Origin of the sequence: Ectopseudomonas composti, assembly GCF_900115475.1 — a bacterium.
Lineage (GTDB): Bacteria > Pseudomonadota > Gammaproteobacteria > Pseudomonadales > Pseudomonadaceae > Aquipseudomonas > Aquipseudomonas composti.
In genome coordinates this window covers 42,845-65,920 of record NZ_FOWP01000011.1, presented here as the reverse complement: position 1 = coordinate 65,920, position 23,076 = coordinate 42,845, and the positions used below count along the sequence as shown (strand labels likewise).

At 59.9% G+C, this 23,076-nt stretch carries 22 protein-coding genes; 14 read left to right on the top strand and 8 right to left on the bottom strand.

What is annotated here, in order from left to right; genetic code table 11:
- Positions 1-666: 666 nt before the first annotated feature.
- Positions 667-2,166 carry a malate dehydrogenase (quinone) gene (gene mqo / locus BM059_RS18615; protein WP_036999034.1) on the top strand — a complete coding sequence of 500 codons (1,500 nt, stop codon included), beginning with the start codon at positions 667-669 and terminating at the stop codon, positions 2,164-2,166.
- A gap of 54 nt (positions 2,167-2,220) precedes the next feature.
- Here mqo and BM059_RS18610 read toward each other — a convergent pair whose 3' ends face one another.
- The 5 genes from BM059_RS18610 to rplU form a co-directional block, all read right to left on the bottom strand.
- A complete protein-coding gene (locus BM059_RS18610; protein WP_074940884.1) occupies positions 2,221-2,682 on the bottom strand; it encodes a CreA family protein in 462 nt (153 codons plus the stop codon).
- 18 nt (positions 2,683-2,700) lie between these two features.
- The gene (gene proB, locus BM059_RS18605) at positions 2,701-3,819 is read right to left on the bottom strand and encodes a glutamate 5-kinase (protein WP_036999037.1); all 1,119 of its coding nucleotides are present in this window, start codon (positions 3,817-3,819) and stop codon (positions 2,701-2,703) included.
- 171 nt (positions 3,820-3,990) lie between these two features.
- Positions 3,991-5,211, bottom strand: coding sequence for an Obg family GTPase CgtA (cgtA, locus tag BM059_RS18600; RefSeq protein WP_036999039.1), 1,221 nt, complete (start codon positions 5,209-5,211; stop codon positions 3,991-3,993).
- A 242-nt stretch (positions 5,212-5,453) separates the two neighbouring features.
- Positions 5,454-5,711, bottom strand: coding sequence for a 50S ribosomal protein L27 (rpmA, locus tag BM059_RS18595; RefSeq protein ID WP_004424545.1), 258 nt, complete (start codon positions 5,709-5,711; stop codon positions 5,454-5,456).
- A gap of 37 nt (positions 5,712-5,748) precedes the next feature.
- On the bottom strand, positions 5,749-6,060 hold the full coding sequence (rplU, locus tag BM059_RS18590) for a 50S ribosomal protein L21 (RefSeq protein ID WP_004424548.1): 312 nt from the start codon (positions 6,058-6,060) through the stop codon (positions 5,749-5,751).
- A gap of 246 nt (positions 6,061-6,306) precedes the next feature.
- Between rplU and BM059_RS18585 the strand changes: the two genes are divergently transcribed.
- Positions 6,307-7,275 carry a polyprenyl synthetase family protein gene (locus BM059_RS18585; RefSeq protein ID WP_074940883.1) on the top strand — a complete coding sequence of 323 codons (969 nt, stop codon included), beginning with the start codon at positions 6,307-6,309 and terminating at the stop codon, positions 7,273-7,275.
- Between the two features lie 131 nt (positions 7,276-7,406).
- On the opposite strand, the gene BM059_RS18580 is transcribed toward BM059_RS18585, so the two are convergent.
- Complete coding sequence (locus tag BM059_RS18580) at positions 7,407-8,165, bottom strand: SDR family oxidoreductase (RefSeq protein ID WP_036999044.1); 759 nt, start codon at positions 8,163-8,165, stop codon at positions 7,407-7,409.
- Positions 8,166-8,273: 108 nt separating this feature from the next.
- Between BM059_RS18580 and BM059_RS18575 the strand changes: the two genes are divergently transcribed.
- The 10 genes from BM059_RS18575 to BM059_RS18535 all read left to right on the top strand — a co-directional run bounded on the left by BM059_RS18575 (position 8,274) and on the right by BM059_RS18535 (position 18,557).
- Positions 8,274-9,008: a HugZ family pyridoxamine 5'-phosphate oxidase gene (locus tag BM059_RS18575; RefSeq protein ID WP_074940882.1), complete on the top strand. Its 735-nt coding sequence runs from the start codon at positions 8,274-8,276 to the stop codon at positions 9,006-9,008.
- Between the two features lie 65 nt (positions 9,009-9,073).
- The gene (locus BM059_RS18570; RefSeq protein WP_036999047.1) at positions 9,074-9,523 is read left to right on the top strand and encodes an FxsA family protein; all 450 of its coding nucleotides are present in this window, start codon (positions 9,074-9,076) and stop codon (positions 9,521-9,523) included.
- 319 nt (positions 9,524-9,842) lie between these two features.
- Positions 9,843-10,136, top strand: coding sequence for a co-chaperone GroES (locus tag BM059_RS18565; protein WP_036999049.1), 294 nt, complete (start codon positions 9,843-9,845; stop codon positions 10,134-10,136).
- Positions 10,137-10,184: 48 nt separating this feature from the next.
- Positions 10,185-11,831, top strand: a complete 1,647-nt coding sequence (gene groL / locus BM059_RS18560; RefSeq protein WP_036999051.1) for a chaperonin GroEL — start codon at positions 10,185-10,187, stop codon at positions 11,829-11,831.
- Between the two features lie 282 nt (positions 11,832-12,113).
- Positions 12,114-12,818: a lipopolysaccharide kinase InaA family protein gene (locus tag BM059_RS18555; RefSeq protein WP_074940880.1), complete on the top strand. Its 705-nt coding sequence runs from the start codon at positions 12,114-12,116 to the stop codon at positions 12,816-12,818.
- A 357-nt stretch (positions 12,819-13,175) separates the two neighbouring features.
- A complete protein-coding gene (locus BM059_RS18550; protein WP_074940952.1) occupies positions 13,176-13,412 on the top strand; it encodes a hypothetical protein in 237 nt (78 codons plus the stop codon).
- Positions 13,413-13,702: 290 nt separating this feature from the next.
- Positions 13,703-14,434: a carbonic anhydrase gene (locus BM059_RS18545; RefSeq protein WP_036999056.1), complete on the top strand. Its 732-nt coding sequence runs from the start codon at positions 13,703-13,705 to the stop codon at positions 14,432-14,434.
- Positions 14,435-14,518: 84 nt separating this feature from the next.
- Positions 14,519-16,030: a SulP family inorganic anion transporter gene (locus tag BM059_RS18540; protein WP_074940878.1), complete on the top strand. Its 1,512-nt coding sequence runs from the start codon at positions 14,519-14,521 to the stop codon at positions 16,028-16,030.
- Positions 16,031-16,274: 244 nt separating this feature from the next.
- Positions 16,275-16,439: a hypothetical protein gene (locus BM059_RS25435; RefSeq protein WP_167364586.1), complete on the top strand. Its 165-nt coding sequence runs from the start codon at positions 16,275-16,277 to the stop codon at positions 16,437-16,439.
- 117 nt (positions 16,440-16,556) lie between these two features.
- A complete protein-coding gene (locus BM059_RS18535; protein WP_074940876.1) occupies positions 16,557-18,557 on the top strand; it encodes an ATP-binding protein in 2,001 nt (666 codons plus the stop codon).
- A gap of 909 nt (positions 18,558-19,466) precedes the next feature.
- Here BM059_RS18535 and BM059_RS18525 read toward each other — a convergent pair.
- On the bottom strand, positions 19,467-20,294 hold the full coding sequence (locus tag BM059_RS18525) for an arylamine N-acetyltransferase family protein (protein WP_074940873.1): 828 nt from the start codon (positions 20,292-20,294) through the stop codon (positions 19,467-19,469).
- A gap of 174 nt (positions 20,295-20,468) precedes the next feature.
- Here BM059_RS18525 and BM059_RS18520 point away from each other — a divergent pair, with 174 nt between their 5' ends.
- Together BM059_RS18520 and BM059_RS18515 are read left to right on the top strand one after the other, a co-directional pair.
- The gene (locus BM059_RS18520; protein ID WP_179526778.1) at positions 20,469-20,675 is read left to right on the top strand and encodes a hypothetical protein; all 207 of its coding nucleotides are present in this window, start codon (positions 20,469-20,471) and stop codon (positions 20,673-20,675) included.
- 214 nt (positions 20,676-20,889) lie between these two features.
- Positions 20,890-21,285, top strand: a complete 396-nt coding sequence (locus BM059_RS18515) for a hypothetical protein (RefSeq protein ID WP_074940869.1) — start codon at positions 20,890-20,892, stop codon at positions 21,283-21,285.
- Between the two features lie 241 nt (positions 21,286-21,526).
- On the opposite strand, the gene BM059_RS18510 is transcribed toward BM059_RS18515, so the two are convergent.
- On the bottom strand, positions 21,527-23,023 hold the full coding sequence (locus BM059_RS18510) for a CoA-acylating methylmalonate-semialdehyde dehydrogenase (protein WP_074940867.1): 1,497 nt from the start codon (positions 23,021-23,023) through the stop codon (positions 21,527-21,529).
- Between the last annotated feature and the right edge of the window lie 53 nt (positions 23,024-23,076).

The following is a 23,076-nucleotide window of genomic DNA, read 5'->3' as shown; positions in this document are numbered from 1 at the left end:
CTCGCCCGATGCGCCATTTCGCTCTTGTCGATGGTCAGGGACTTTGCCGCGCCCTGCGGCAGATGCAGGAGCATCCGCACCAGGCTGGCTGGGTGGAAGTTCGCGAGCCGAGCGTCTCTTGGTTGGGCGCTCCCCTGCCCGCCGGAGCCCGACTCACGCCAGTCGTCACACACGCATCGACTGCTCGCCCGTTGGCGGCCTGACCGGCGGAAGAATAAAAGTCACGCAGGGGCGATCAATTTCCCCTCATTCACCGTTATAATCGCGCCCCGATTATAAGGACGTCTCCTGATCGGGCCGCACGACCTCGCCGATGCAATGTCATCGCCCCGCCTCAGAGAGTCGCCCACTTCGAGCTGCCGCATCCGGCTAGCCGCTTTCCGCCCATATGCAGAGCCAATGGCAGCCATGCATTGCATGACTTGCACGGGCAAAAGCGCGCCGAGGCAGTCGAGCTTTTGAGGTTCACCGCTCCAAAAGAGCGTGAAAAAAACGGTTTTTACAACTTCACAAGAGTGTGGCGAACAGATGAACAGTTTTGCGTCCGCAAATCCCAGCCTTGACCCTCCCAGCCGAACGACGGGGCATCACGCCTGAGTCTGCCGGTATCGCCCTGAAAGGCCGAACGGCCGTCCATCTGGTGCAGTTTTTCTTGGAGAGAGGTTAATGGCGCACAACGATTCCCAAAGCGTAGATGTGGTGCTGGTTGGTGCCGGCATCATGAGCGCGACCCTGGGCGTACTGCTCAAGGAACTCAACCCCGGCATCACGCTGGAAGTGGTAGAGCTGCGCGAGTCCGGCGCGGTGGAAAGCTCCAACCCCTGGAACAACGCCGGTACCGGTCACGCCGCGCTGTGCGAGTTGAACTACACCCCGGAAGGCGCGGACGGCAGCATCGACATCAAGAAGTCGGTGAATATCAACGCCCAGTTCGAGGAGTCCAAACAGTTCTGGGCTTACCTGATCGAAAAAGGCGCGATCAACTCGCCGAAGACCTTCATCAATCCGGTCCCGCACATGAGCTTCGTGCGCGGCAACAGCGGCATCGCCTTCCTCAAGAAGCGTTTCGAGGCGCTGCGTCAGCATCACGCCTTCACCGAGATGGAGTACACCGAGGATCGCGCCACTATCGCCGAGTGGGCACCGCTGCTGATCCCTGGCCGTGACAGCAACGAACCACTGGCGATGACCCGCGTGCAAGCCGGCACCGACGTCAACTTCGGTGCGGTCACCGAGCAGATGCTCGCCTACCTGACCACTCAACCCAACGCCAAGGTCACCTGCAACCAGAAGGTCACCGACCTCAAGCGCGATGGCGAAGGCTGGCTGGTGGACATCAAGGACACCCGCTCCGGCGCCACGCGCAAGCTCAAGAGCAAGTTCGTCTTCCTCGGTGCCGGTGGCGGCGCGCTGCCACTGCTGCAGCTGTCCGGCATCCCCGAAGGCAAAGGCTTCGGCGGCTTCCCGGTGAGCGGCCAGTGGCTGCGCTGTGACAATCCGGAAATCGTTAAACAACACCAAGCCAAGGTCTACAGCCAGGCGGCCGTAGGTTCGCCGCCAATGTCGGTACCGCACCTCGATACCCGCGTGGTCGATGGCAAGAAATCCCTGCTGTTCGGCCCTTACGCCGGCTTCACCACCAAGTTCCTCAAGTACGGTTCATTCCTCGACCTGCCGCTGTCGGTACGCCCCAACAACCTCGGCCCGATGCTGGCGGTGGCGCGCGACAACCTGGACCTGACCCGTTACCTGATCAAGGAAGTGATGCAGTCCGAGGAACAGCGCCTGAACACCCTGCGCGGCTTCTACCCGGAAGCCAAGGCCGAGGACTGGCGCCTGGAAGTGGCCGGCCAACGCGTGCAGATCATCAAGAAGGACGCCAAGAACGGCGGCATCCTGCAGTTCGGCACCGAGCTGGTGGCAGCGGAAGACGGCACCATCGCCGCTCTGCTCGGCGCTTCGCCGGGCGCATCGGTGACCGTGTCGATCATGCTCGACCTGATCCGCCGCTGCTTCCCCGAGCAGACCAAGAGCGAAGGCTGGCGGACCAAGCTGGACGAGATCTTCCCGGCCATGGCCGAGGTTCTGTCCCATGACGCCGAGCGCTATCACCAGGTGCAGACGCAATCGAACCAGCGCCTGCAACTGGATACCCCCAGCGCCTGATCGTCACGCATAAAAAAACGCCCTTCGGGGCGTTTTTTATGGGCGCTGATCGGGTTACTGCTGACCCCAGGGCAGAATCGGAATGGCCGTCACCGCATTCTGCGGGCTGCCCTCGATCACCCGGTCGCTGTAGACCAGATACACCAGCGTGTTGCGCTTGGCGTCGAAGAAACGCACCACCTGCATGGTTTTGAACACCAGCGAGGTACGCTCCTTGAACACCTCCTCGCCGTCCTTGAGCTTGCCCTTGAATGCGATGGGACCGACCTGACGACAGGCGATGGAGGCCTCTGCACGATCCTCGGCCAAGCCCAGTCCACCCTTCACGCCGCCGGTCTTGGCGCGCGACAGATAACAGGTCACGCCCTCTACCTTGGGATCATCGAAAGCCTCGACGACGATCTTGTCGTTCGGCCCCACCCATTTGAACACCGTCGACACCTCGCCAATGGTTTCGGCCAGTGCCACGCCGGGTAACATCAAAAGGCCCAGCGCACATCCCTTGAACAGATTCATCGCACTCTCCCTTCGCTTTTAAACCAGGATCAGGTTATCCCGATGCACCAGCTCCGGCTCATCGACATAGCCGAGCAGCTTTTCGATGGCATCGGATGGTTGGCCGATGATCTTCTGTGCTTCCAGCGCGCTGTAGTTGACCAGGCCACGGGCAATCTCACGACCGTCAGGCGATACGCAGACCACCATCTCACCACGGCGGAAACTGCCCTGCACCGCTTTTACCCCCACTGGCAGCAGGCTCTTGCGATCCTGGCTCAGCGCTTTCACCGCGCCAGCATCCAGCACCAGGGTACCGCGCGTCTGCAGATGACCGGCCAGCCATTGCTTGCGCGCCGCCAGCAAACCACGCTCGGGTGCCAGCAGCGTGCCCAGACGCTCGCCGCCCTTGAGGCGGGCCAGCACCTGCTCTATAGCACCACCGACGATGACGGTGTACGCACCGGAACGTGCGGCCAGGCGCGAGGCACGCAGCTTGGTCTGCATACCGCCACGTCCCAGCGCACCACCGACGCCACCAGCCACAGCATCCAGCGCCGGGTCATCGGCGCGGGCTTCGAAGATCAGCTCGGCATCGGGGTTGTGACGCGGGTCGGCGTTATACATGCCGTCGCGGTCGGTGAGAATCACCAGCAGATCGGCCTCCACCAGGTTGGCCACCAGCGCGGCCAAGGTGTCGTTGTCGCCGAAGCGGATTTCATCGGTGACTACAGTGTCGTTCTCGTTGATCACCGGGATCACATCGAGATTCACCAGCGTACGCAAGGTGCTGCGCGCGTTGAGGTAGCGCTTGCGGTCGGAGAGATCGTCGTGAGTCAGCAGAACCTGCGCGGTGCGGCGATTGTGCTCGGCAAAGCTCGACTCCCAAGCCTGTACCAGAGCCATCTGGCCGATGGCGGCAGCAGCCTGCAGCTCATGCATCGCACTAGGTCGGCTGGTCCAGCCCAGTCGGCTCATCCCGGCCGCCACCGCACCGGAGGACACCAGCACCAGCTCGACGCCCTGCTCACGCAGCGCGACCATCTGCTTGACCCATACCGCCATGGCCGCACGATCCAGGCCACGCCCGTCGGCGGTCAGCAGCGCACTGCCGATCTTCACCACCCAGCGCCGCGCGCCGGTCACCTTGTCACGCATGATCTTCCAACCTTAGCCAGAGGCCCACTTAGGCAACGTCTGAACGTCACTCCCACGAAAGCGGGAGCCCAGGTTCTGCGGTGTTTCTGGATTCCCGCCTACGCGGGAATGACGGCTATCTCAGAACATCCCTTACAAAAACGCCGCAATTAAGCGGCGTTGGAAATTTGCTTAATCCCGGACGTAAATGATTTCCGGGCCATCGTCGTCCTCTTCGTCGAGGAAGTCATCGTCCTCGTCGATATCGTCGACACTGCGCACACCGGATTTACGCAGCGCACGCTGGTCGTCCAGCGCCTGCAGACGGGCACGCGCCTCGTCTTCGATACGCTGATCCAGATCCGCCAGCTCCTCGGCGAATACCGGGTCCTCGGCAATGCGTTCGGCACGTACTTCCAGGTAATGCATGATGTCGCGGCTGATGCGCTCGGTGCCGTCGCGGCTGATCGCCGAGACCACATAAACCGGGCCCTGCCAGTTCAGGCGAGCAACGATATCGGCCTTGCGCGCCTCGCGCTCGTCCTCGGGCACCTGGTCCATCTTGTTCAGCACCAGCCAGCGATCACGCTCGGCCAGCGCCGGGCTGAAGCGGCCCAGTTCATCGATGATCACCTGCGCAGCCTCGGCCGGATCGCTCTCGTCCAACGGCGCCATGTCCACCAGGTGCAGCAGCAGACGGGTACGCGCCAGGTGCTTGAGGAAGCGAATACCCAGGCCAGCACCGTCGGAGGCGCCTTCGATCAGCCCCGGAATGTCGGCGACAACGAAGCTCTTGAAGCGGTCGACGCTGACCACACCCAGGTTCGGCACCAGGGTGGTGAAGGGGTAATCGGCGACTTTCGGCTTGGCGGCGGAAACGGCGCGGATGAAGGTGCTCTTGCCGGCATTGGGCAGACCGAGCAGACCCACGTCAGCCAGCACTTTCAACTCCAGCTTGAGGTCGCGCGAATCGCCCGGCTTGCCCGGCGTGGTCTGGCGTGGCGCACGGTTGGTACTGGACTTGAAGCGGGTATTACCCAACCCGTGCCAGCCGCCCTGGGCGACCATCAGGCGTTGACCGGCCTTGACCAGGTCGCCAATCACTTCCTGAGTCGCCACGTCGATCACCGTGGTGCCAATCGGCACCGGCAGAATCAGATCCTCGCCCTTGGCGCCGGTGCAGTCGGTGCTACCGCCCTTCTCGCCATTCTGCGCGTTGAATTTACGCGTGTAGCGGTAATCGATCAGGGTGTTGAGGTTGGCGGTGGCCTCGAGGAATACCGAGCCGCCGTCGCCACCATCGCCGCCGTTGGGGCCGCCCTTCTCGATGAATTTCTCGCGACGGAAGGCCATCATGCCGTTACCGCCGTCACCGGCTTTTACAAAAATCGAAACTTCGTCGACAAATTTCATGGATACGCCTCCCGCAAGCGCTGCGGGTCAACAGAACAACGTAAAGGCTCTTGCCGGATGACCCCACGCAAATAGCGTGGCGTTATGGGTAATCGGGCAAGAACCCAAGGATACAGAAACAAAAAAAACGCCTGGAGCGTTTTTTAACGCCGCTTGTGACGGCCCAGAGTGTTGCCGCCATGGACGGCGGGCCAATAAAAAAGCCCCGTCCTACGGACAGGGCTTTTCCAGCGCGTCGGCGATTAGGCCTGAACGACGCTCACGTAGCGACGGCCGAAAGCGCCCTTCACTTCGAACTTGACCACGCCTTCGACTTTAGCGAAGAGGGTGTGGTCTTTGCCCATGCCCACGCCGAAACCGGCATGGAACTCGGTGCCGCGCTGACGAACGATGATGTTGCCGGCCTTGATGACCTGACCACCATACATTTTCACGCCAAGGCGTTTACTTTCGGAATCGCGGCCGTTACGGGTAGAACCGCCAGCTTTTTTGTGTGCCATGAGTCAATACTCCTATAAAGGGATCGGGGCCGACGAATCAGGCCTGGATACCGGTGATTTTGATCTCAGTGAACCACTGACGGTGGCCCTGACGCTTCATGTGGTGCTTACGACGGCGGAACTTGATGATGCGCACTTTATCGTGACGGCCTTGCGACACGACTTCGGCAACCACTTTAGCGCCGTCTACGACCGGAGCGCCGATCTGAACGTCGTCGCCATTGCCGATCAGCAGAACGCGATCGAAAGTCACGGCTTCGCCGGTAGCGACTTCGAGTTTCTCGATCTTGAGGAATTCGCCTTCGGTGACTTTGTATTGCTTGCCACCAGTAACAATTACTGCGTACATGGTAAATCTCCGTTAATCCTGCTCACCCAGCGCTTTAGAAAAGTCGTTATTGGCTGGCATGGCTGCTCGGGGCCGGAAGTGACACCCTTGCAATTGCGTAAGGCAGGGAAATACCCAGGGGGAAGTTCAGGGTGCGCGATTGTACGCAAGCACCGAACGCTACGCAAGGGCCGCCAGTGCTTACCTTGACAGCCCCTACCCCGCCACCTAGCATGCCGCGCAACCTCAAAGGAGCACCAGTCGCCGATGCAACCCCAGGCTTTCTACCGCGTGGTAGCGGACGATTTCACCGCCGTCGATGGCATCATTCGCCAACAGGTGGTTTCCCGCGTGCCGCTGGTGGAAAAGATCGGCGACTATATCATCTCCGCTGGTGGCAAGCGCCTGCGCCCGCTACTGGTACTGCTCAGCGGTCGAGCGTTGGGTTATCAGGCCGACGACCTGCGCCTGCTGGCCGCCACCATCGAATTCCTGCATACCGCGACCCTGCTGCATGACGACGTGGTCGACATGTCCGACATGCGCCGCGGCCGCAGCACCGCCAACGCCCAATGGGGCAATGCGCCGAGCGTGCTGGTAGGCGACTTCCTTTATTCACGCTCGTTCGAAATGATGGTCGAGCTCGGCTCCATGCCGGTGATGAAGATTCTCTCCAACGCCACCCGCGTGATTGCAGAAGGCGAAGTGCTGCAACTGTCCAAGGTGCGCGATGCCAGCACCACGGAAGAGACCTACATGGAGGTCATCCGTGGCAAGACCGCGATGCTGTTCGAGGCCTCTACTCACGCTGCTGCCGCCTTGGCCGAAGCCAACGAGACGCAGCGCGAAGCCTTGTGCACCTTTGGTGACCACCTGGGCATCGCCTTCCAACTGGTCGATGACCTGCTCGACTACAAGGGCGATGCGACCGAACTGGGCAAGAACGTCGGTGATGATCTGGCCGAGGGCAAGCCGACCCTGCCACTGATCTACACCATGCGCGAAGGCACCGAGGAGCAGGCCGCTCTGGTGCGCCGCGCGATTCAGAAAGGCGGCATCGAAGACCTGGAAAGCATCCGCGCTGCCGTGGATGCCGCCGGTGCGCTGGATTACACCGCGCAACTCGCGCGCGACTACGCCGAACGCGCCATTGCCTGCCTGGAAGTGCTGCCGGCCGGTGAGTATCGCGATGCGCTGGTCGAGCTGAGCCGTTTCGCCGTCGCTCGTACGCACTAAGAGCAGCGGTGCGCACAGCGCACCCTACAGAAGCAAGCCAGAACGCTGACCGCAAGGCACGCCGCGCGCAACCTGCCAGACACAAAAACGCCCCGAACCAGCCGGGGCGTTTTTCGTTCAGGCCTCGCGGATTACAGGCGCAGACCGCCGTCGAGCTCCAGGACACGACCGGTGTAGTAGTCGTTTTCCAGGATATAGGCCACCGAGTGCGCGATCTCGGCCGGCTTGCCCAGGCGCTTGAGCGGAATACCCGAGGTCATCTTCTCCAGCGCTTCCGGCTTCATGCTGGCGACCATGTCGGTTTCGATGAAACCCGGCGCCACGCCCGCCACACGAATGCCATAGCGCGCCAACTCCTTGGCCCAGACCACGGTGTCGGCAGCGACGCCAGCCTTGGCTGCGGAGTAGTTGGCCTGGCCCATGTTGCCGGCACGCGAAATCGAGGAGATGTTGATGATCGCGCCTTCGTTCTTCAGCTCGATCATCTTCGCCGCCACTTCACGGGTGCAGAGGAACACGCCAGTCAGGTTGACGTCGATCACCGCCTGCCACTGCGCCAGGCTCATCTTGGTCATCTCGCCATCCTTGACCTTGATGGTCAGGCCGTCGCGCAGGATGCCGGCGTTGTTGACCAGGCCGTTGATGGCACCGAAGTCATCGGCCACCTGGGCGACCATATGGGTCACCTGCTCTTCATCGGCGACGTTGCACAGGTAGGCACGAGCGTCGCCACCTGCCGCCTTGCAGGCAGCCACGGCTTCGTCGAGTTTTTCCGCGTTCAGATCGACCAGCGCCAGCTTGGCGCCCTTGGCCGCCAGGTACTCACCCATGGCGCGGCCCAGTCCCTGGCAACCGCCAGTGATGATGATGACTTTGTCTTTCAGTTGCATCGCTTTATCCCCTCAAGGTGCAGCATTTACCGACCCCGCTGATGCCCGCTAACCGCTATGCTAGGGCGTCTGTCCGTTTATGACGGATCTTCTGCGAGGAGTCATAAGGTGAGCGTGAAAGCCGGCAAGCATGCACGAGAATTGCTGCTCAAGGAATACCGTGGAGTGCTCAGCACCCACTCCAAGGCCATACCGGGTTTCCCTTTCGGATCGGTGGTGCCCTACTGCCTGGACGCCGAGGGCCGGCCGCTGATCCTGATCAGCCGCATCGCCCAGCACACCCATAATCTCGGGCAGGACGCCAAATGCTCGCTTCTGGTCGGCGAACGTGGCGCAGAGGATGTGCAGGCGGTCGGCCGCCTCACAATGCTCGCCGAAGCACGACAATTGCGTGACGAAAATGAAATAGAAGCGGCCGCACAGCGTTATTACCGCTTTTTCCCCCAGTCGCGCGACTACCATCGGGCGCATGATTTCGATTTCTGGCGGCTGGAGCCGGTACGCTGGCGCTTCATCGGCGGCTTCGGTGCCATTCACTGGCTCGACCAGGTCGCCCTGGCCAACCCCTTTGCGACGGACGGCAGCGAAGCAAGCATGGTCGAGCACATGAACGAAGACCATGCCAAGGCCATCGCCCACTACGTCGAACTGGCCGACCTACCTCGGCATGAGCCAGCGCAGATGGCCGCTATCGACACTGAAGGTTTCCACCTGCGCATTGGCCAGAGCCTGCACTGGCTGGCCTTTCCAACATCCTGCAACAACCCGGGACAGGTGCGTGAAGCCCTGGTCACGCTGGCTCGCGCCGAGAGTTGGCCGACCAGCGGCGCTCCTTCAGCTTGAATTCAGGCCACGACCCCATACTTAACTCCTACTGGAAGTCCACTTCCGCCAAGGACCCTCTGAAAATGCGCGCGTTTCTGTTTCTCTTCCTGCTGTTCCCGATCATCGAGCTGGCCTTGCTGATCAAGGTCGGCAGCGCCATTGGCGTGCTGCCTACTCTGCTACTGATCATCGGCACCGCGATTCTTGGCAGCGTCCTGCTGCGCGTCGCCGGGGTGGCCACGGCCTGGCGCGCGCGTGAAAAACTGTCGCGAGGTGAGCTACCCGAACAGGAAATGCTCGAAGGCTTACTGATTGCAGTCGGTGGTGGCCTGCTGCTGCTGCCGGGTTTCATCAGCGACATCTTCGGCGTGCTCTGCCTGATTCCCTTTACTCGTCGCCTGCTGGTCGGCAAGATTCGCCGCCGCGCCGAGGAGCAGGCCCTGCGTCAGCGCGCCTTCTTCGACGACCAGGCCGCTCGCTCCGGGCAGACTCGACCCAATGTGCTCGAAGGCGAGTACGAGCGTCGCGACTGATCCATACCGCAACTGTAGGAGCTAGTTTGCCGGCGATCCCTCTCTGACTGATCGCTGGCGAGCCGGCGCCTACGTAGGGCCAGCAGGCTCTGGTACTTGCCGCAAGCGCCCCTCTGCCGCACAAAAAATTTCACCCCCGCCCCTTGAAATGCCCTTGCCCGCCCACATGTAGCAGTCACCGCAAGGTGCCTGCCCACCGAGGCAGTCCAACTTTCGCGGTGCGCTCAGCGTGCCGCGCCCGGCCTCGCCGGATTTTACAAACCCGCCGACCACACAAGAGTCGGCAAGTTGCCCATTAAATTGTTAGGAGAGATCGACAATGAAGCTTCGTCCTCTGCATGACCGCGTCGTGATCCGTCGCAGCGAAGAAGAGACCAAAACCGCTGGCGGCATCGTGCTGCCGGGTTCGGCCGCCGAGAAGCCGAACCAAGGTGAAGTCGTTGCCGTCGGTACCGGTAAGGTTCTGGACAATGGCGAAGTCCGTGCGCTGGCTGTGAAGGTCGGTGACAAAGTGGTATTCGGCCCCTACTCCGGCAGCAACACCGTCAAGGTTGACGGTGAAGACCTGCTGGTCATGGGCGAAAGCGAAATCCTCGCCGTCGTCGAAGCCTGATCACCCACGATTTCCCGTTAATCGTCAAAGAATTGAGGAAACAAGAACATGGCAGCTAAAGAAGTCAAATTCGGCGATTCCGCCCGCAAGAAAATGCTCGTTGGTGTCAACGTCCTGGCTGACGCCGTCAAAGCCACCCTCGGCCCGAAAGGCCGTAACGTGGTGCTGGCCAAATCCTTCGGCGCCCCGACCATCACCAAAGACGGTGTGTCGGTTGCCAAGGAAATCGAACTGAAAGACGCCTTCGAAAACATGGGCGCTCAGCTGGTCAAAGACGTTGCCTCCAAAGCCAACGACGCTGCTGGTGACGGCACCACCACCGCCACCGTTCTGGCTCAAGCCATCGTCAACGAAGGCCTGAAGTCCGTCGCTGCCGGCATGAACCCGATGGATCTGAAGCGCGGCATCGACAAGGCCACCATCGCCATCGTCGCCCAGCTGAAAGAGCTGGCCAAGCCATGCACCGACACCAAGGCTATCGCTCAGGTCGGCACCATCTCCGCCAACTCCGACAGCTCCATCGGTGACATCATCGCCGAAGCCATGGAAAAAGTTGGTAAAGAAGGCGTCATCACCGTTGAAGAAGGCTCGGGCCTGGAAAACGAACTGTCCGTCGTAGAAGGCATGCAGTTCGACCGCGGCTACCTGTCGCCGTACTTCATCAACAAGCCGGACACCATGGTTGCCGAGCTCGACGGCCCGCTGCTGCTGCTGGTCGACAAGAAGATCTCCAACATCCGCGAACTGCTGCCAGTACTGGAAGCTGTTGCCAAAGCTGGTCGTCCGCTGCTGATCGTGGCTGAAGACGTCGAAGGCGAAGCCCTGGCTACCCTGGTCGTCAACAACATGCGCGGCATCGTCAAAGTCGCTGCCGTCAAGGCGCCGGGCTTCGGCGACCGCCGCAAGGCCATGCTGCAGGACATCGCCATTCTGACCGGCGGTACCGTGATCTCCGAAGAAGTTGGCCTGTCCCTGGAAAGCGCCACTCTGGAGCACCTGGGTAACGCCAAGCGCGTCGTGCTGAACAAGGACAACACCACCATCATCGATGGTGCTGGTACCCAGGTCGACATCGAAGCCCGCGTTGCACAGATCCGCAAGCAGGTCGAAGACACCTCTTCCGACTACGACAAAGAGAAGCTGCAAGAGCGTCTGGCCAAACTGGCTGGCGGTGTTGCCGTGATCAAGGTTGGCGCTGCCACCGAAGTCGAGATGAAAGAGAAGAAAGCCCGCGTTGAAGACGCCCTGCACGCTACCCGCGCAGCCGTCGAAGAAGGCGTGGTACCTGGCGGTGGCGTAGCCCTGGTTCGCGCTCTGCTGGCTATCGACGAGCTCAAAGGCGACAACGAAGACCAGAACGTCGGTATCGCTCTGCTGCGCCGCGCTGTCGAAGCGCCGCTGCGTCAGATCGTTGCCAACGCCGGCGGCGAGCCGAGCGTAGTGGTCGACAAGGTCAAGCAAGGTTCGGGCAACTTCGGCTTCAACGCCGCGACCGATACCTACGGCGACATGATCGAGATGGGCATTCTCGATCCGGCCAAGGTCACCCGTTCGGCCCTGCAAGCTGCTGCCTCCATCGGCGGCCTGATGATCACCACCGAGGCCATGGTTGCCGAAGCGGCTGACGACAAGGCTCCGGCCATGCCTGATATGGGTGGCATGGGCGGTATGGGTGGCATGGGCGGCATGATGTAAGCCGACCGGCTCCCACGCAGCACAAAGAACCCCGCGCCAGTCGCGGGGTTTTTTATGGCCTGCCATTCATGACGGGCGCCCAAAAGACCGTCGCTGCGCGTCGTTAAAAATTCTCCCGGGCATTTTCTATGCCCACGAAAAACCACTACCACTCGGAAAATCCAAGCACATTGCCTGTGGACTCAGGAACGTTGTTTGCTTATGTTTCGTTACAACCCTGAACGAAGTAGTACCCGTTCACGAGACGAGTGCTGCGCAATCCACCAATAGAAGAACAACAACATGGCCCTTTGCAGCACGAGCGAAATCCCTCAGCAGGCATTCCAACACTGGTGGCAACAGCAAGGCGACTGGGTCGAAGAGCCCAATGTCCGTCGCGGTGGTGAAAGCGGCGTACAGCGCCTGCTGGATGAAACCGGTGTGCTCTACGCCAAGAAACAGATCGGCCATATCTATCGCAGCCTCCTGCACCCGCACGGAAGGCCTACCGTACTGCGCGAACGCAAAGCCCTGCAGGCTCTGCCGTCCCTCGGCGTCATGGTCCCGCGCCTGATTTACTGCGGTGTGGATTATGACCAGCAGCAGGGCTGGCGCGGCCTGCTGGTGACCGAGGCTCTGGAAGGCTTCGAGAACATCGAACTCTGGTATGCCCAGGGCGGCCGTGAGGCCTGCGGCGAAGCCGTGCACGCCCAGTTGCTGCACCTTGTCGGCGCGACCCTGGCGCGCATGCATCTGGGCCGCTGGCAGCACGGCTGCCTGTACGCCAAACATATCTTCGTGCGCATTGACGGCGAGACGCCGCAGGTGGCCCTGCTGGATCTGGAGAAAAGCCGTCGCCGCCTGACCCGTGTCCAGGCAGCTCAGCACGACCTGCCTCAGCTACGCCGTCACAGCCCCTGGTCAGACGCCGACTGGCAGCAACTGCTGCAGAGCTATCGCCAGATATTCGCCGATGGCGCCAAAGGTCTCGGCACAGCTATTGCCTGAATCAACGGCTGCCAGTTCAGGGCTGGCAGTTTGTACCCGCAACATCTCGCTCCGCCCGCTTTACCCCCACCAGGAAGTGGCTCTACCTCGCACCTTTACGCCAGGTAGCACGAAAAGCTGCAGGCGACTGCAACTGCCAGGGCCGGCTGTTACAAGGCGCCGTAACCGGCACCTAAGGTTACGTTAAGACGTTACCCGCACCATTGTTGAACCAACCGACAAGGCCCGAGTCCCAGCACAGCCCCGGCTGATGCCAGCTACACGCTAAGACCGTTCGTCGCATGAGACGACGACAAGGCAATGGGTGATCTAGGTTTAGCGAACAGCGTTTGGCAGCGCTTTCAAGGGGTTAGCAAAATGAAATTAGAAATAGCACGAGGTTTGTTCCTTGGCCTCGCTCTCAGCGTAACGGCGATTGCAGCTGCAGCCTGGCAAGAGCCTGGCCCACGTGTACTGGAAGCGCATGCGTGCTCAGCCGTAGAGCCCTGCCCCGTCGCGCCTTTGCGCAAGCAGGTGCAGCCAGAGAGCAAACCGGACGCCAACCTGCTGGTGCTGATGTTCGGCCTCAGCGGCGCGATGAAGGGCGAGCACTGAGCCTCACCCGCGTCATACCTCGCCAAGCGGGCTGACCTGCATCAGCAGTTGGCCCGCCAGGCGCTGCCTCTTGGCGCTGATACGCGCGCATGCTCCTCCCCCCCAATTACCCGCGCATGCCTGAGGCCACAAAGGCCAAATCCCTGTCCCGCATAGTGGCGTTTTAGAGCCTCTCGTTCAGTTTTGATTAAGTAAGAATCTTTATCGTTGCCCTGGAAGTGACCAACTGGTCACAGGCGTTTGGCTGGCAGTCGAGAACGTCACCGATGAACATCACAGGAGATGCAACGATGAACTCAACCGCTTCCCGAACCGACAATACCCTGCGCCCCGTAGCCAAGGGCAACGCCCAGGCCGCGCTGCAACAACTGCTGCAGGGGTTTCGGCGTTTCCGCCAGGAGGTCTACCCACAGCAACAGGCGCTGTTCAAGCGTCTGGCCTCGGCGCAAGCGCCCAGCGCGATGTTCATCACCTGCGCCGATTCGCGCATCGTGCCGGAGCTGATCACCCAGAGCGACCCCGGCACCCTGTTCGTCACCCGCAACGTGGGTAACGTGGTACCGCCTTACGGCCAGATGAATGGCGGTGTCTCCACGGCCATCGAATACGCCGTACTGGCACTCGGCGTGCAACACATCATCGTCTGCGGCCATTCCGACTGTGGTGCGATGAAGGCCGTGCTCAACCCGGCCAGCCTCGATGGCATGCCCACCGTGCGCGCCTGGCTGCGCCATGCCGAGGTGGCGCGCAGCGTGGTGGCAGACAACTGCAACTGCGGCAGCGCCCATGAAACCCTCGGCGTGCTGACCGAAGAGAACGTGGTGGCCCAGCTCGACCACCTACGCACTCATCCCTCCGTCGCCGCCCGCCTGGCCAGCGGCCAGTTGCAGATCCACGGCTGGGTCTACGACATCGACAGTGGTGGCATCCGCGCCTACGACGCTGCCTCTGGCAACTTCCTCGCGCTCGACGGCGACGAGCAGCCCTGCGCCACCCCGCAACCGCGCTACGCCAGCGCCTGAGCCAACTCGCACCCCGAGCTTGCGCCGACTGATGGCGCGAGCACGGGCTGCTTTTGCCCACGGGATGGGTAAGGAGATTCCCCCATGAATGTATTTCGCACACTGCCACGGGACGCGCTGGCGTCCGTGGTGGTTTTTCTCGTCGCCCTGCCGCTGTGCATGGGCATCGCCATCGCCTCCGGCATGCCGCCGGCCAAGGGGCTGATCACCGGTATCATCGGTGGCCTGGTGGTTGGCTTCATCGCCGGTGCGCCACTGCAGGTGAGCGGCCCCGCAGCCGGCCTCGCTGTGCTGGTATTCGAACTGGTACGCACCCATGGCATGGCCGCGCTCGGCCCGGTTCTACTGCTAGCCGGCCTGATTCAGCTGGTCGCCGGCAGTCTGCGCCTGGGCGGCTGGTTTCGCGTCACCGCACCGGCGGTGGTCTACGGCATGCTCGCCGGCATCGGCATCCTCATCGTGCTGTCGCAGATACACGTGATGATCGATGCGTCGCCTCAGGCATCAGGCCTGGACAACCTGCTGGCCTTCCCCGGTGCCGTGCGTGATGCGCTGAGCCTGCTCGGCAGCAATGCCATGATCGCCGGCACAGTAGGCCTCGGCACCATTGCCAGCATCTGGTTATGGGAGCGCTTTCGACCGGCGCCGCTGCGCTTTCTGCCCGGAGCCCTGGTCGGCGTAACGCTCGCTACCCTGGCCAGCCTGTGGCTCACGTTGCCGGTCAAGCGCGTCGAACTGCCGGCCAACCTCGGCGATGCCATTGATTGGATCACCCCGCAAGGCCTGGCCAGCCTGGCCGACCCACAACTGCTGATTGCAGCATTGGCGCTGGCCTTTATCGCCAGCGCCGAGACCTTGCTCTCCGCCGCCGCCGTCGACCGCATGCACGATGGCCCGCGCGCGCGGTTCAACCGTGAGCTGTCGGCTCAGGGCATCGGCAACATACTCTGCGGCGCAGTCGGCGCCCTGCCGATGACCGGTGTGATCGTACGCAGCTCGGCCAACGTCCAGGCCGGCGCTCGCGGCCGCGCCTCGACCATCCTCCACGGCGCCTGGCTACTGGCCCTGGTCGCTCTGCTGCCGGTCGTACTGCAGAGCATTCCCGTCGCCAGCCTCGGCGCGGTGCTGGTGTACACCGGCTGCAAACTGGTCGACCCCAAGGCCATGCGCAACCTCGGCCAGTACGGCCGTGCCCCGGTGTTCATCTACGCCGCCACGGCGCTGTGCATCGTCTTCACCGACCTGCTGACCGGCGTGCTGGTGGGCTTCGGCCTGACGCTGCTGAAACTGGTCTGGAGCGCCTCGCGCCTGCGCGTGAAGCTGGTACCCACCGGCCCGAACAGCGCCGAACTGCGTATGAGCGGCGCCGCCACCTTCCTCCGTGTGCCACAACTGGCCAAGCTGCTGGCCAGCGTCGAACCGGGCACACGCCTGCATCTGAGCCTGGCGCGGGTCAGCTATATCGACCACGCCTGCATGGAACTGCTGGAAGACTGGGGCCGCTCCGCCCGCGCCCAGGGCGGCGGGCTGGAGATCGTCGAGGGCGCGGCGTTGAAGCGTCGCGTGGAAGGTAGGCAGCGCACGGCGCTGGCCTGAGCGTAAGAGCTGAGCGAAGAACAGCACGGATACAGCAGGCGAGCGCAACGTCCTGCGCCGGCACACGCCTGAGCGCCTGGCGGCGGCCTCCATAGCCATCAGCTCGACCTAGACGGCAAAGGCGGCTGGCAACTGAGCAGCCACAACGACTGATTCAACGCAAAGCGCCATAGCCTTTCGGGCTATGGCGCAGAGCCATTACTTCGAAGTAAGGTCAGCGCATCGCCCTCGCAAGGATGCCTCCATGGCCAGCAAGCTCTTCCCCTCCCGCCAGCACGAACATCTTGCCGTTCTGACCGATGTGGATAATGCACCGGCCACTATCGCTGAAGGACTTTCGAGGATTACTTTGGGCGGCTACATGGTCGCATATGATGCCCCACTTGTAGATCAAGTAAACTTTTACTAGTCTTTTTAGAACTAGACTCAATTCTTATTCACTAGACCATACGCAAATCATTGCTTACGCTATAAAAACAAAAAACTCACCCAACAGCTAAGCAACACACAAGCCCAAGGAAAAGCAATGAGCAATGTACATATCTTACGGGCTGTAGAAAACATAAAATCCAACACAACCATTTACACACCAATAATTGAAGTCATAGTTAACTCAATTCAAGCAATTGAGGCATCAAAAATAGAAAGAGGGACAATTAAAATCATTGCAATACGCAGCAAGCAGACAGAAAGTGACGGCACACTACCACCAATCGTAAGCCTAAAAATAACAGATAACGGCATTGGCTTTACACAAGCCAACAGAGATTCTTTCGACACCTTTTACAGCGATCACAAGATAGAAATCGGCGGGAAAGGATTTGGCAGATTCACATGCTTAAAATACTTTAACAACCTACAAATAGACAGCCATTACACAGAAAATGGAAAAAGGCTTCATAGAGTTTTTTCTATGGGGAAAAGACATGAAATAATAGTAAACGAGAAACTCTCCCCCTCAAGCGAACCAGAAAATCGCACCTCCGCACTTTTATCCGAAATAAAATCAAGCCATCTCAGTAAAAAGCTCAGCACTTTAGCAAGAAGCCTTACAGAACGACTTTTGCCCTATTTCATAACTAAAAGCTACACCTGCCCAATAATAACCTTATGCGAAGAAGACGATTCCGGACTAATCGTACTCAATGACCTCTTCAAAAGCCAAACAGGACTCATAAGAGAAATCCCACTATCAAACAACACCTTCTCGATAAACTCAAAAGAAAAACAAGAAAAATTTGAAGTAAGATTCTTTAAAATATACTCCCCTAAAAATCAGAAAAGTCGAATCAGCCTCGTAGCACATAAACGAGAAGTAACAGAAACAGCCGTTCATGCTTACATCCCCGAATTCTCCGATGAATTTTACGACAAAAATTATGACAACACAGAAAACAAAGAACGCAACTACATAATAAAGACATATGTATTTAGCGAATACCTAGACAATCACGTATCTCTTGAGCGCGGCAGCTTCGAATTCCAAAAGCAGGATGACATGTTATTTGGAATCTCCCAAAATGAAATCGAAGAGAAAGCTGCCTCACTAACCGCAACAACGGTCACAAACGAACTAAGTGCTCGGCAAGAAAAAAAACGAGAGGACGTAAATGAATACATACGAACTCACGCTCCTTGGCATAAAGACCTAGTGAGAAATGCTGACCTAAGCAGCCTTTCATACCACCCGTCAAAAGAAGAAATTGAATTATTTTTACAGCGAGAAAAATATCGTATCGAGGCAGAAATAAGAATTCAAATAGATCAGATATCAACCAACACCGCACCTCAAACCCCCGAAGAAATTACAAAAATAGTAGATCAAATCTCCGACGCCAGCAAAAACAACTTAATTCATTACGTAGCCTTAAGAAAAAACATATTAAAGGTTTTCGAGAAAGCATTAGAGCTTGACGAAAATGGAAAATACCGCGCAGAAGACGAACTGCATAACATCATTTTCCCGACCAAAAGAGATAGTGAAAACACCTCATACAGCAGCCACAATCTTTGGATTATTGATGAAAGGCTGACATTCACAGATTTCATTTCCTCTGACCAACCACTAAATGGAGGAAATACTGAGAGACCAGATCTTTTACTATATGGTTCTCGCGTGGCATTTCGCGGCGAAAACCAACCAAGCAACCCTGTAACGATATTTGAATTCAAGAAACCAGGCAGAGACGACTTTGCAAATCCATCCTCCAAAGAGGATCCAATTCAGCAAATTATAAGATACACAAACAGCATTAGAAACGGAGCATTTAAAACACCCAAGGGAAAGCAAATACTCATCAGCCCTAACACCCCTTTTTACGGCTATGTGATTTGTGAAATGTCATCAAAAGTTGAAGACTGGCTGAGATTTGAAAAAGACTTCAAACAAATGCCAGATAACAGTGGCTGGTTCAACTGGGCCTCCAATATAAATCTTTATATCGAGGTAATTAGTTGGGACAAAGCTCTGAAGGATGCAAACATGAGGAACAAAATCTTCTTTCATAAGCTTGGCATTGACATATAAGCCTATATACCTTTGGCTCAGAGCTTTTCAATAACATCAGCAAGTAGGGTGGACAAGGCGAAGCTTGTCCACCAAGGCGCCTCACAAGATATACGCCACTGTGACACGACGCTTTTCGCCCTTACGGCGAGTCACTTTCTCTTTGCTCGCGCGAAAGAGAAAGTAACCAAAGAGAAAGCGCGCCCGGCATCCGGGTTTCGCTTCGCGAAACCTCCCTCGCTCCGCCGCTGCTCCGAGGGTCGTCACGGTGGGCCATCCCTGGCCCATCGTTCCTCGTTTGGCATCCATGCCAAACGCCCCTCTCCACAGCACCTCCACTCGGCCTCCTGACGGGATCAGGGATCGCGTCGCCTGCCAGATTTATGGAATCAACTGCGGAAATGCCGCGGCTTACATCCGGCCTACGGCTTGGCTCTTGGTAACCCTGCAGAGAACGACCAGACGCCGCCAAACGCCCCTTCAGGAGGCCGAATGGAATCGTTGCGGAAGGGCGCGAGCCGCATGGATGCGGCGAGAGGCGTAAAGGGCCAGGGACGGCCCTTGTACGCCGGCCCCTGGAGCAATGATGGAATGAGGGGAGTCGAGCGAAGCGAGACCCGGATGGCGGGGCAGAGCGTTTTTGCTTACTTTTTTGGCGTTTGAAAAAAGTGAGTCGCCGTAAGGGCGAAACCGCAGGGTCAGGCGATAAAAAGGCGGCGCCGGAGTACTGGGCTCAAGCAAGAGCAAAAAACCCCTCTCCCCTGGCCCCTCTCTCCCGTGTACGGGAGGGGGAGCTGATCGCTGTTCCGTCAGCAATCTCGGTTGGCTGAAAGTTTTTCGCGGCTGAAGCCGCCCCTACAGATTTGGGTGGCTGCGGGTCGCGGCTAAAGCCCCTCCTACAAGAGCGTAGCGATACTAGCGGCCTTGCCTTCACGCCCCAGCAATCAACCGCTCGACGATCTGCCGTAGCTCAGGATGCTCCGGCACCCGAATCCCAAACTCCTCGCGCAACACCCTCAGTACCTCATCGACACTCTGCAACTGCACCCGCTCACTCGCCTGCCCCAGGCGGTGGATGGCGAAGCTGCCGTTATTCAAGGTCTTGCGCAAGCCTGGCCCGGTAAGCGCAGCGATCATCTGGCCGAGGAAAGGCGAATCCGGGTGGGTGCACACGTACCAGTTGCCCACCACGTAATCGATATCCGCCACCTGCTGCAGATCGAACACGTACATCGCCCGCCAGCTGCCGGCGACCAACGCGCGCAGGGTGTAGGTGCCGTCCGCCAGCGTTAGGCGATAGGGCTCATGCGGCGTCTCCTGCTCGGCCTCGCTGTCGAGCAGCAAGGGGCCGGTCGGGACCATGCCGCCGAAGCCGACGTCGGTGATGTAGCGCACACCATCGATGGTCACCAGCACCAGCATATGAGTGCGCGCCGGCAGAGCATCTTCCGGCCCGCCCATGACCACGCGCCCGGTCAGCCCACGCGCATCGAAGCCCAACGCTTGCAACAGCAGCAAGTACAGACGATTGAGTTCGAAGCAGTAACCGCCACGGCCCTGGCGTAGCAGCTTGTCCTGAATCGCGGCGGGTTCGACCTCAACCGGCACGCGCAGCATGCTGGCCAGGGTTTCGAAGGGGAATTCGGCAGTGTGTCGCGCCTGCAGCTCGCGCAGGGTGTCGAGGCTCGGCGGCGGCGCCGACGAGTAACCCAGGCGCCCGAGGTATGTGTGCAGATCCAGCATGAATGGCTCGGTCATCGTGCATCTCCCTTTCTACTGCCGGCTGTTTTACCAGAGGGCGGGGATAGACGATATGCAACGAGCCGCGTGGCGTGCTCGAGTCAGCGCTTTCGGTTTGCGGCAGTCGGCACACACAAATCGACAGAAATGCGCCAATCTATCGCTCACCGCACGAGCTTGCCCGAGGACTCCATGATGCATCTGCGCCGTTTCTGCATTTTTTCCCTGTTACTCATCTTGAGCGGCTGCGGAGCCGGTGAGACGGCCGCCACGGCGACACTCCAGGCTGAGCAGGCCAAACAGGCTCAGCAGCAAATGGAGCAGCTCAAGCAGCAGATTGACCAGGCCAATGCAGCGAACACCCAGCGTCTGCAGGAGGCCATCGATCAGGCGCAGTGAGCGACGCTTCCTGGAGAGCGCATGTCCATCTACAAAGGTGCTGCTTGCAGCGAACAACGCGCCACCTGATAACTGGAAGGCCGGTCACAAGACCGGCCTTTTTCTTTAATGCCCTGCCGTTATCCACCTGTAGTGGACATTCGACACTTCCCTGATGGCGATAAGCCTTTATAGTACGCGCCCCTATCAGCACCACGACAAGGATGTAATCCGCATGTTTTCCCTCAAGTCTGCCGCCATGCTGGCAGCCGCACTCATCGTCAGTGGTTGCTCCACTGCCACCTGGGTCAAACTCCCCGACGACAGCGCCCTCATCGTCAATGAACGCCCGGTTCTTCACAATCAGGGGCTGGTCAAGACGCGTCCTTTCTCCTGGGGTGCGGCGGGCGGCGTGCCTTATCGTCTGGAAGACAAGCAATCCCATGTCATCCAGAACGGTCGCCTGAAAACGCGCTTCCGCGTTGCTTCGATCTTCTGGCCACCAGTCGGTATCGCCTACTGGCCGATGGGCTTCGGCCAGCGTTGCTACGACCTAACTGGCCCGTCGCCACAAACCTGCACCTATCAGGATCTGGTCGACCTGCGGAAGAACCATCGCCTCTCCCGCTGAAGGTTTCTGATCGATCCCACGCTCCGCGTGGGCATGCAGCCCGTGACGTTCTGCGTCACCCACCGTAACGGCCGCCCCCACGCAGAGCGTGGGAGCGATCACGCAAACGCCCAAATGGCTGCCAGATTTTTCGCGGCTGAAGCCGCTCCTACAAGTGTCCCGGTGTCTACCTCGACATAACGCGCCACCAACGAAAAGGCCGATCGCGAGATCGGCCTTTTCGTACAGCGCTTCAGCTCACTCAGCCATTGCTGGGGAAGGCGAACTGCGCCGCTTCGTGGCTCTTGCGCGCAGGCCAGCGTTGGGTGATGGCCTTTTTGCGGGTGTAGAAGCGCACGCCATCCGGGCCGTAGGCATGCAGGTCGCCGAACAGCGAGCGCTTCCAGCCGCCGAAGCTGTGGTAGCTGACCGGTACCGGCAGCGGTACGTTGACGCCGACCATGCCCACTTCGATCTCGTCGCAGAACAGACGCGCCGCTTCACCGTCGCGGGTGAAGATGCAGGTGCCGTTGCCGTACTCGTGATCGTTGATCAGTTGCATGGCCTCTTCCAGGCTGCCGACGCGGACGATGCACAGCACCGGGCCGAAGATTTCGTCGGTGTAGATGGTCATCTCCGGAGTCACCCGATCAAACAGGGTGCCGCCGACGAAGAAGCCGTTTTCGTTGCCGGCAACCACCAGGTCGCGACCATCGACCACCAGCTTGGCGCCCTGGGCGACACCAGCGTCGATGTAGCCCTTGACCTTGTCACGCGCAGCGGCGGTGACCAGCGGGCCCATGTCCAGGCCGCAGGAAGTGCCGGCACCGATTTTCAGCGCCTGGATCTGCGGAACGATCTTCTCGACCAGCGCGTCGGCGATCTGGTCGCCCACGCACACGGCCACGGAGATGGCCATGCAGCGCTCGCCGCAGGAGCCGTAAGCCGCGCCCATCAGCGCGCTGACCGCGTTGTCCAGGTCGGCATCAGGCATCAGCACAGCGTGGTTCTTGGCACCGCCGAGGGCCTGCACGCGTTTGCCGCGCTTAGTGCCTTCGCTGTAGATGTACTCGGCAATCGGGGTCGAACCGACGAAGCTCAGGGCCTTGACCTCGGGCGCCTCGATCAGCGCGTCGACCGCATCCTTGTCGCCGTTGACCACGTTCAGCACACCCTTGGGCAAGCCAGCTTGGTTCAGCAGCTCGGCGATGAACAGGGTAGAACTCGGGTCACGCTCGGACGGCTTGAGGATGAAGCAGTTGCCGCAGACGATGGCCAGCGGATACATCCACAGCGGCACCATCGCCGGGAAGTTGAACGGGGTGATGCCGGCGACCACGCCGATGGGCTGCAGATCACTCCAGGCGTCGATGTTCGGGCCGACGTTGCGGCTGTATTCGCCCTTGAGGATTTCCGGGGCAGCGCAGGCGAACTCGACGTTCTCGATGCCGCGCTTGAGCTCGCCGATGGCGTCCTCGATGGTCTTGCCGTGCTCGGCGCTGATCAACGCGGCGATTTCGTTCTCGTTCTGCTCCAGCAGTTGCTTGAAGCGGAACATGATCTGCGCGCGCTTGGCCGGCGGGGTGTTGCGCCAGGCCGGGAAGGCGGCCTTGGCGGCGTCGATGGCCAGTTGCATGGTGGCGCGGTCGGCCAAGCCAACGGCAGCGGTGGAGTCGCCGGTGGACGGATTGAATACCGGGGCGCTGCGACCGTTGCCGGCAACGCGCTCGCCGTTGATCAGGTGGGGGATGTGGCTCATGGGAATCTCCAAAGTTAGGTGGGAGGGGCTTCAGCCGGGACTGAGTGAGCGTC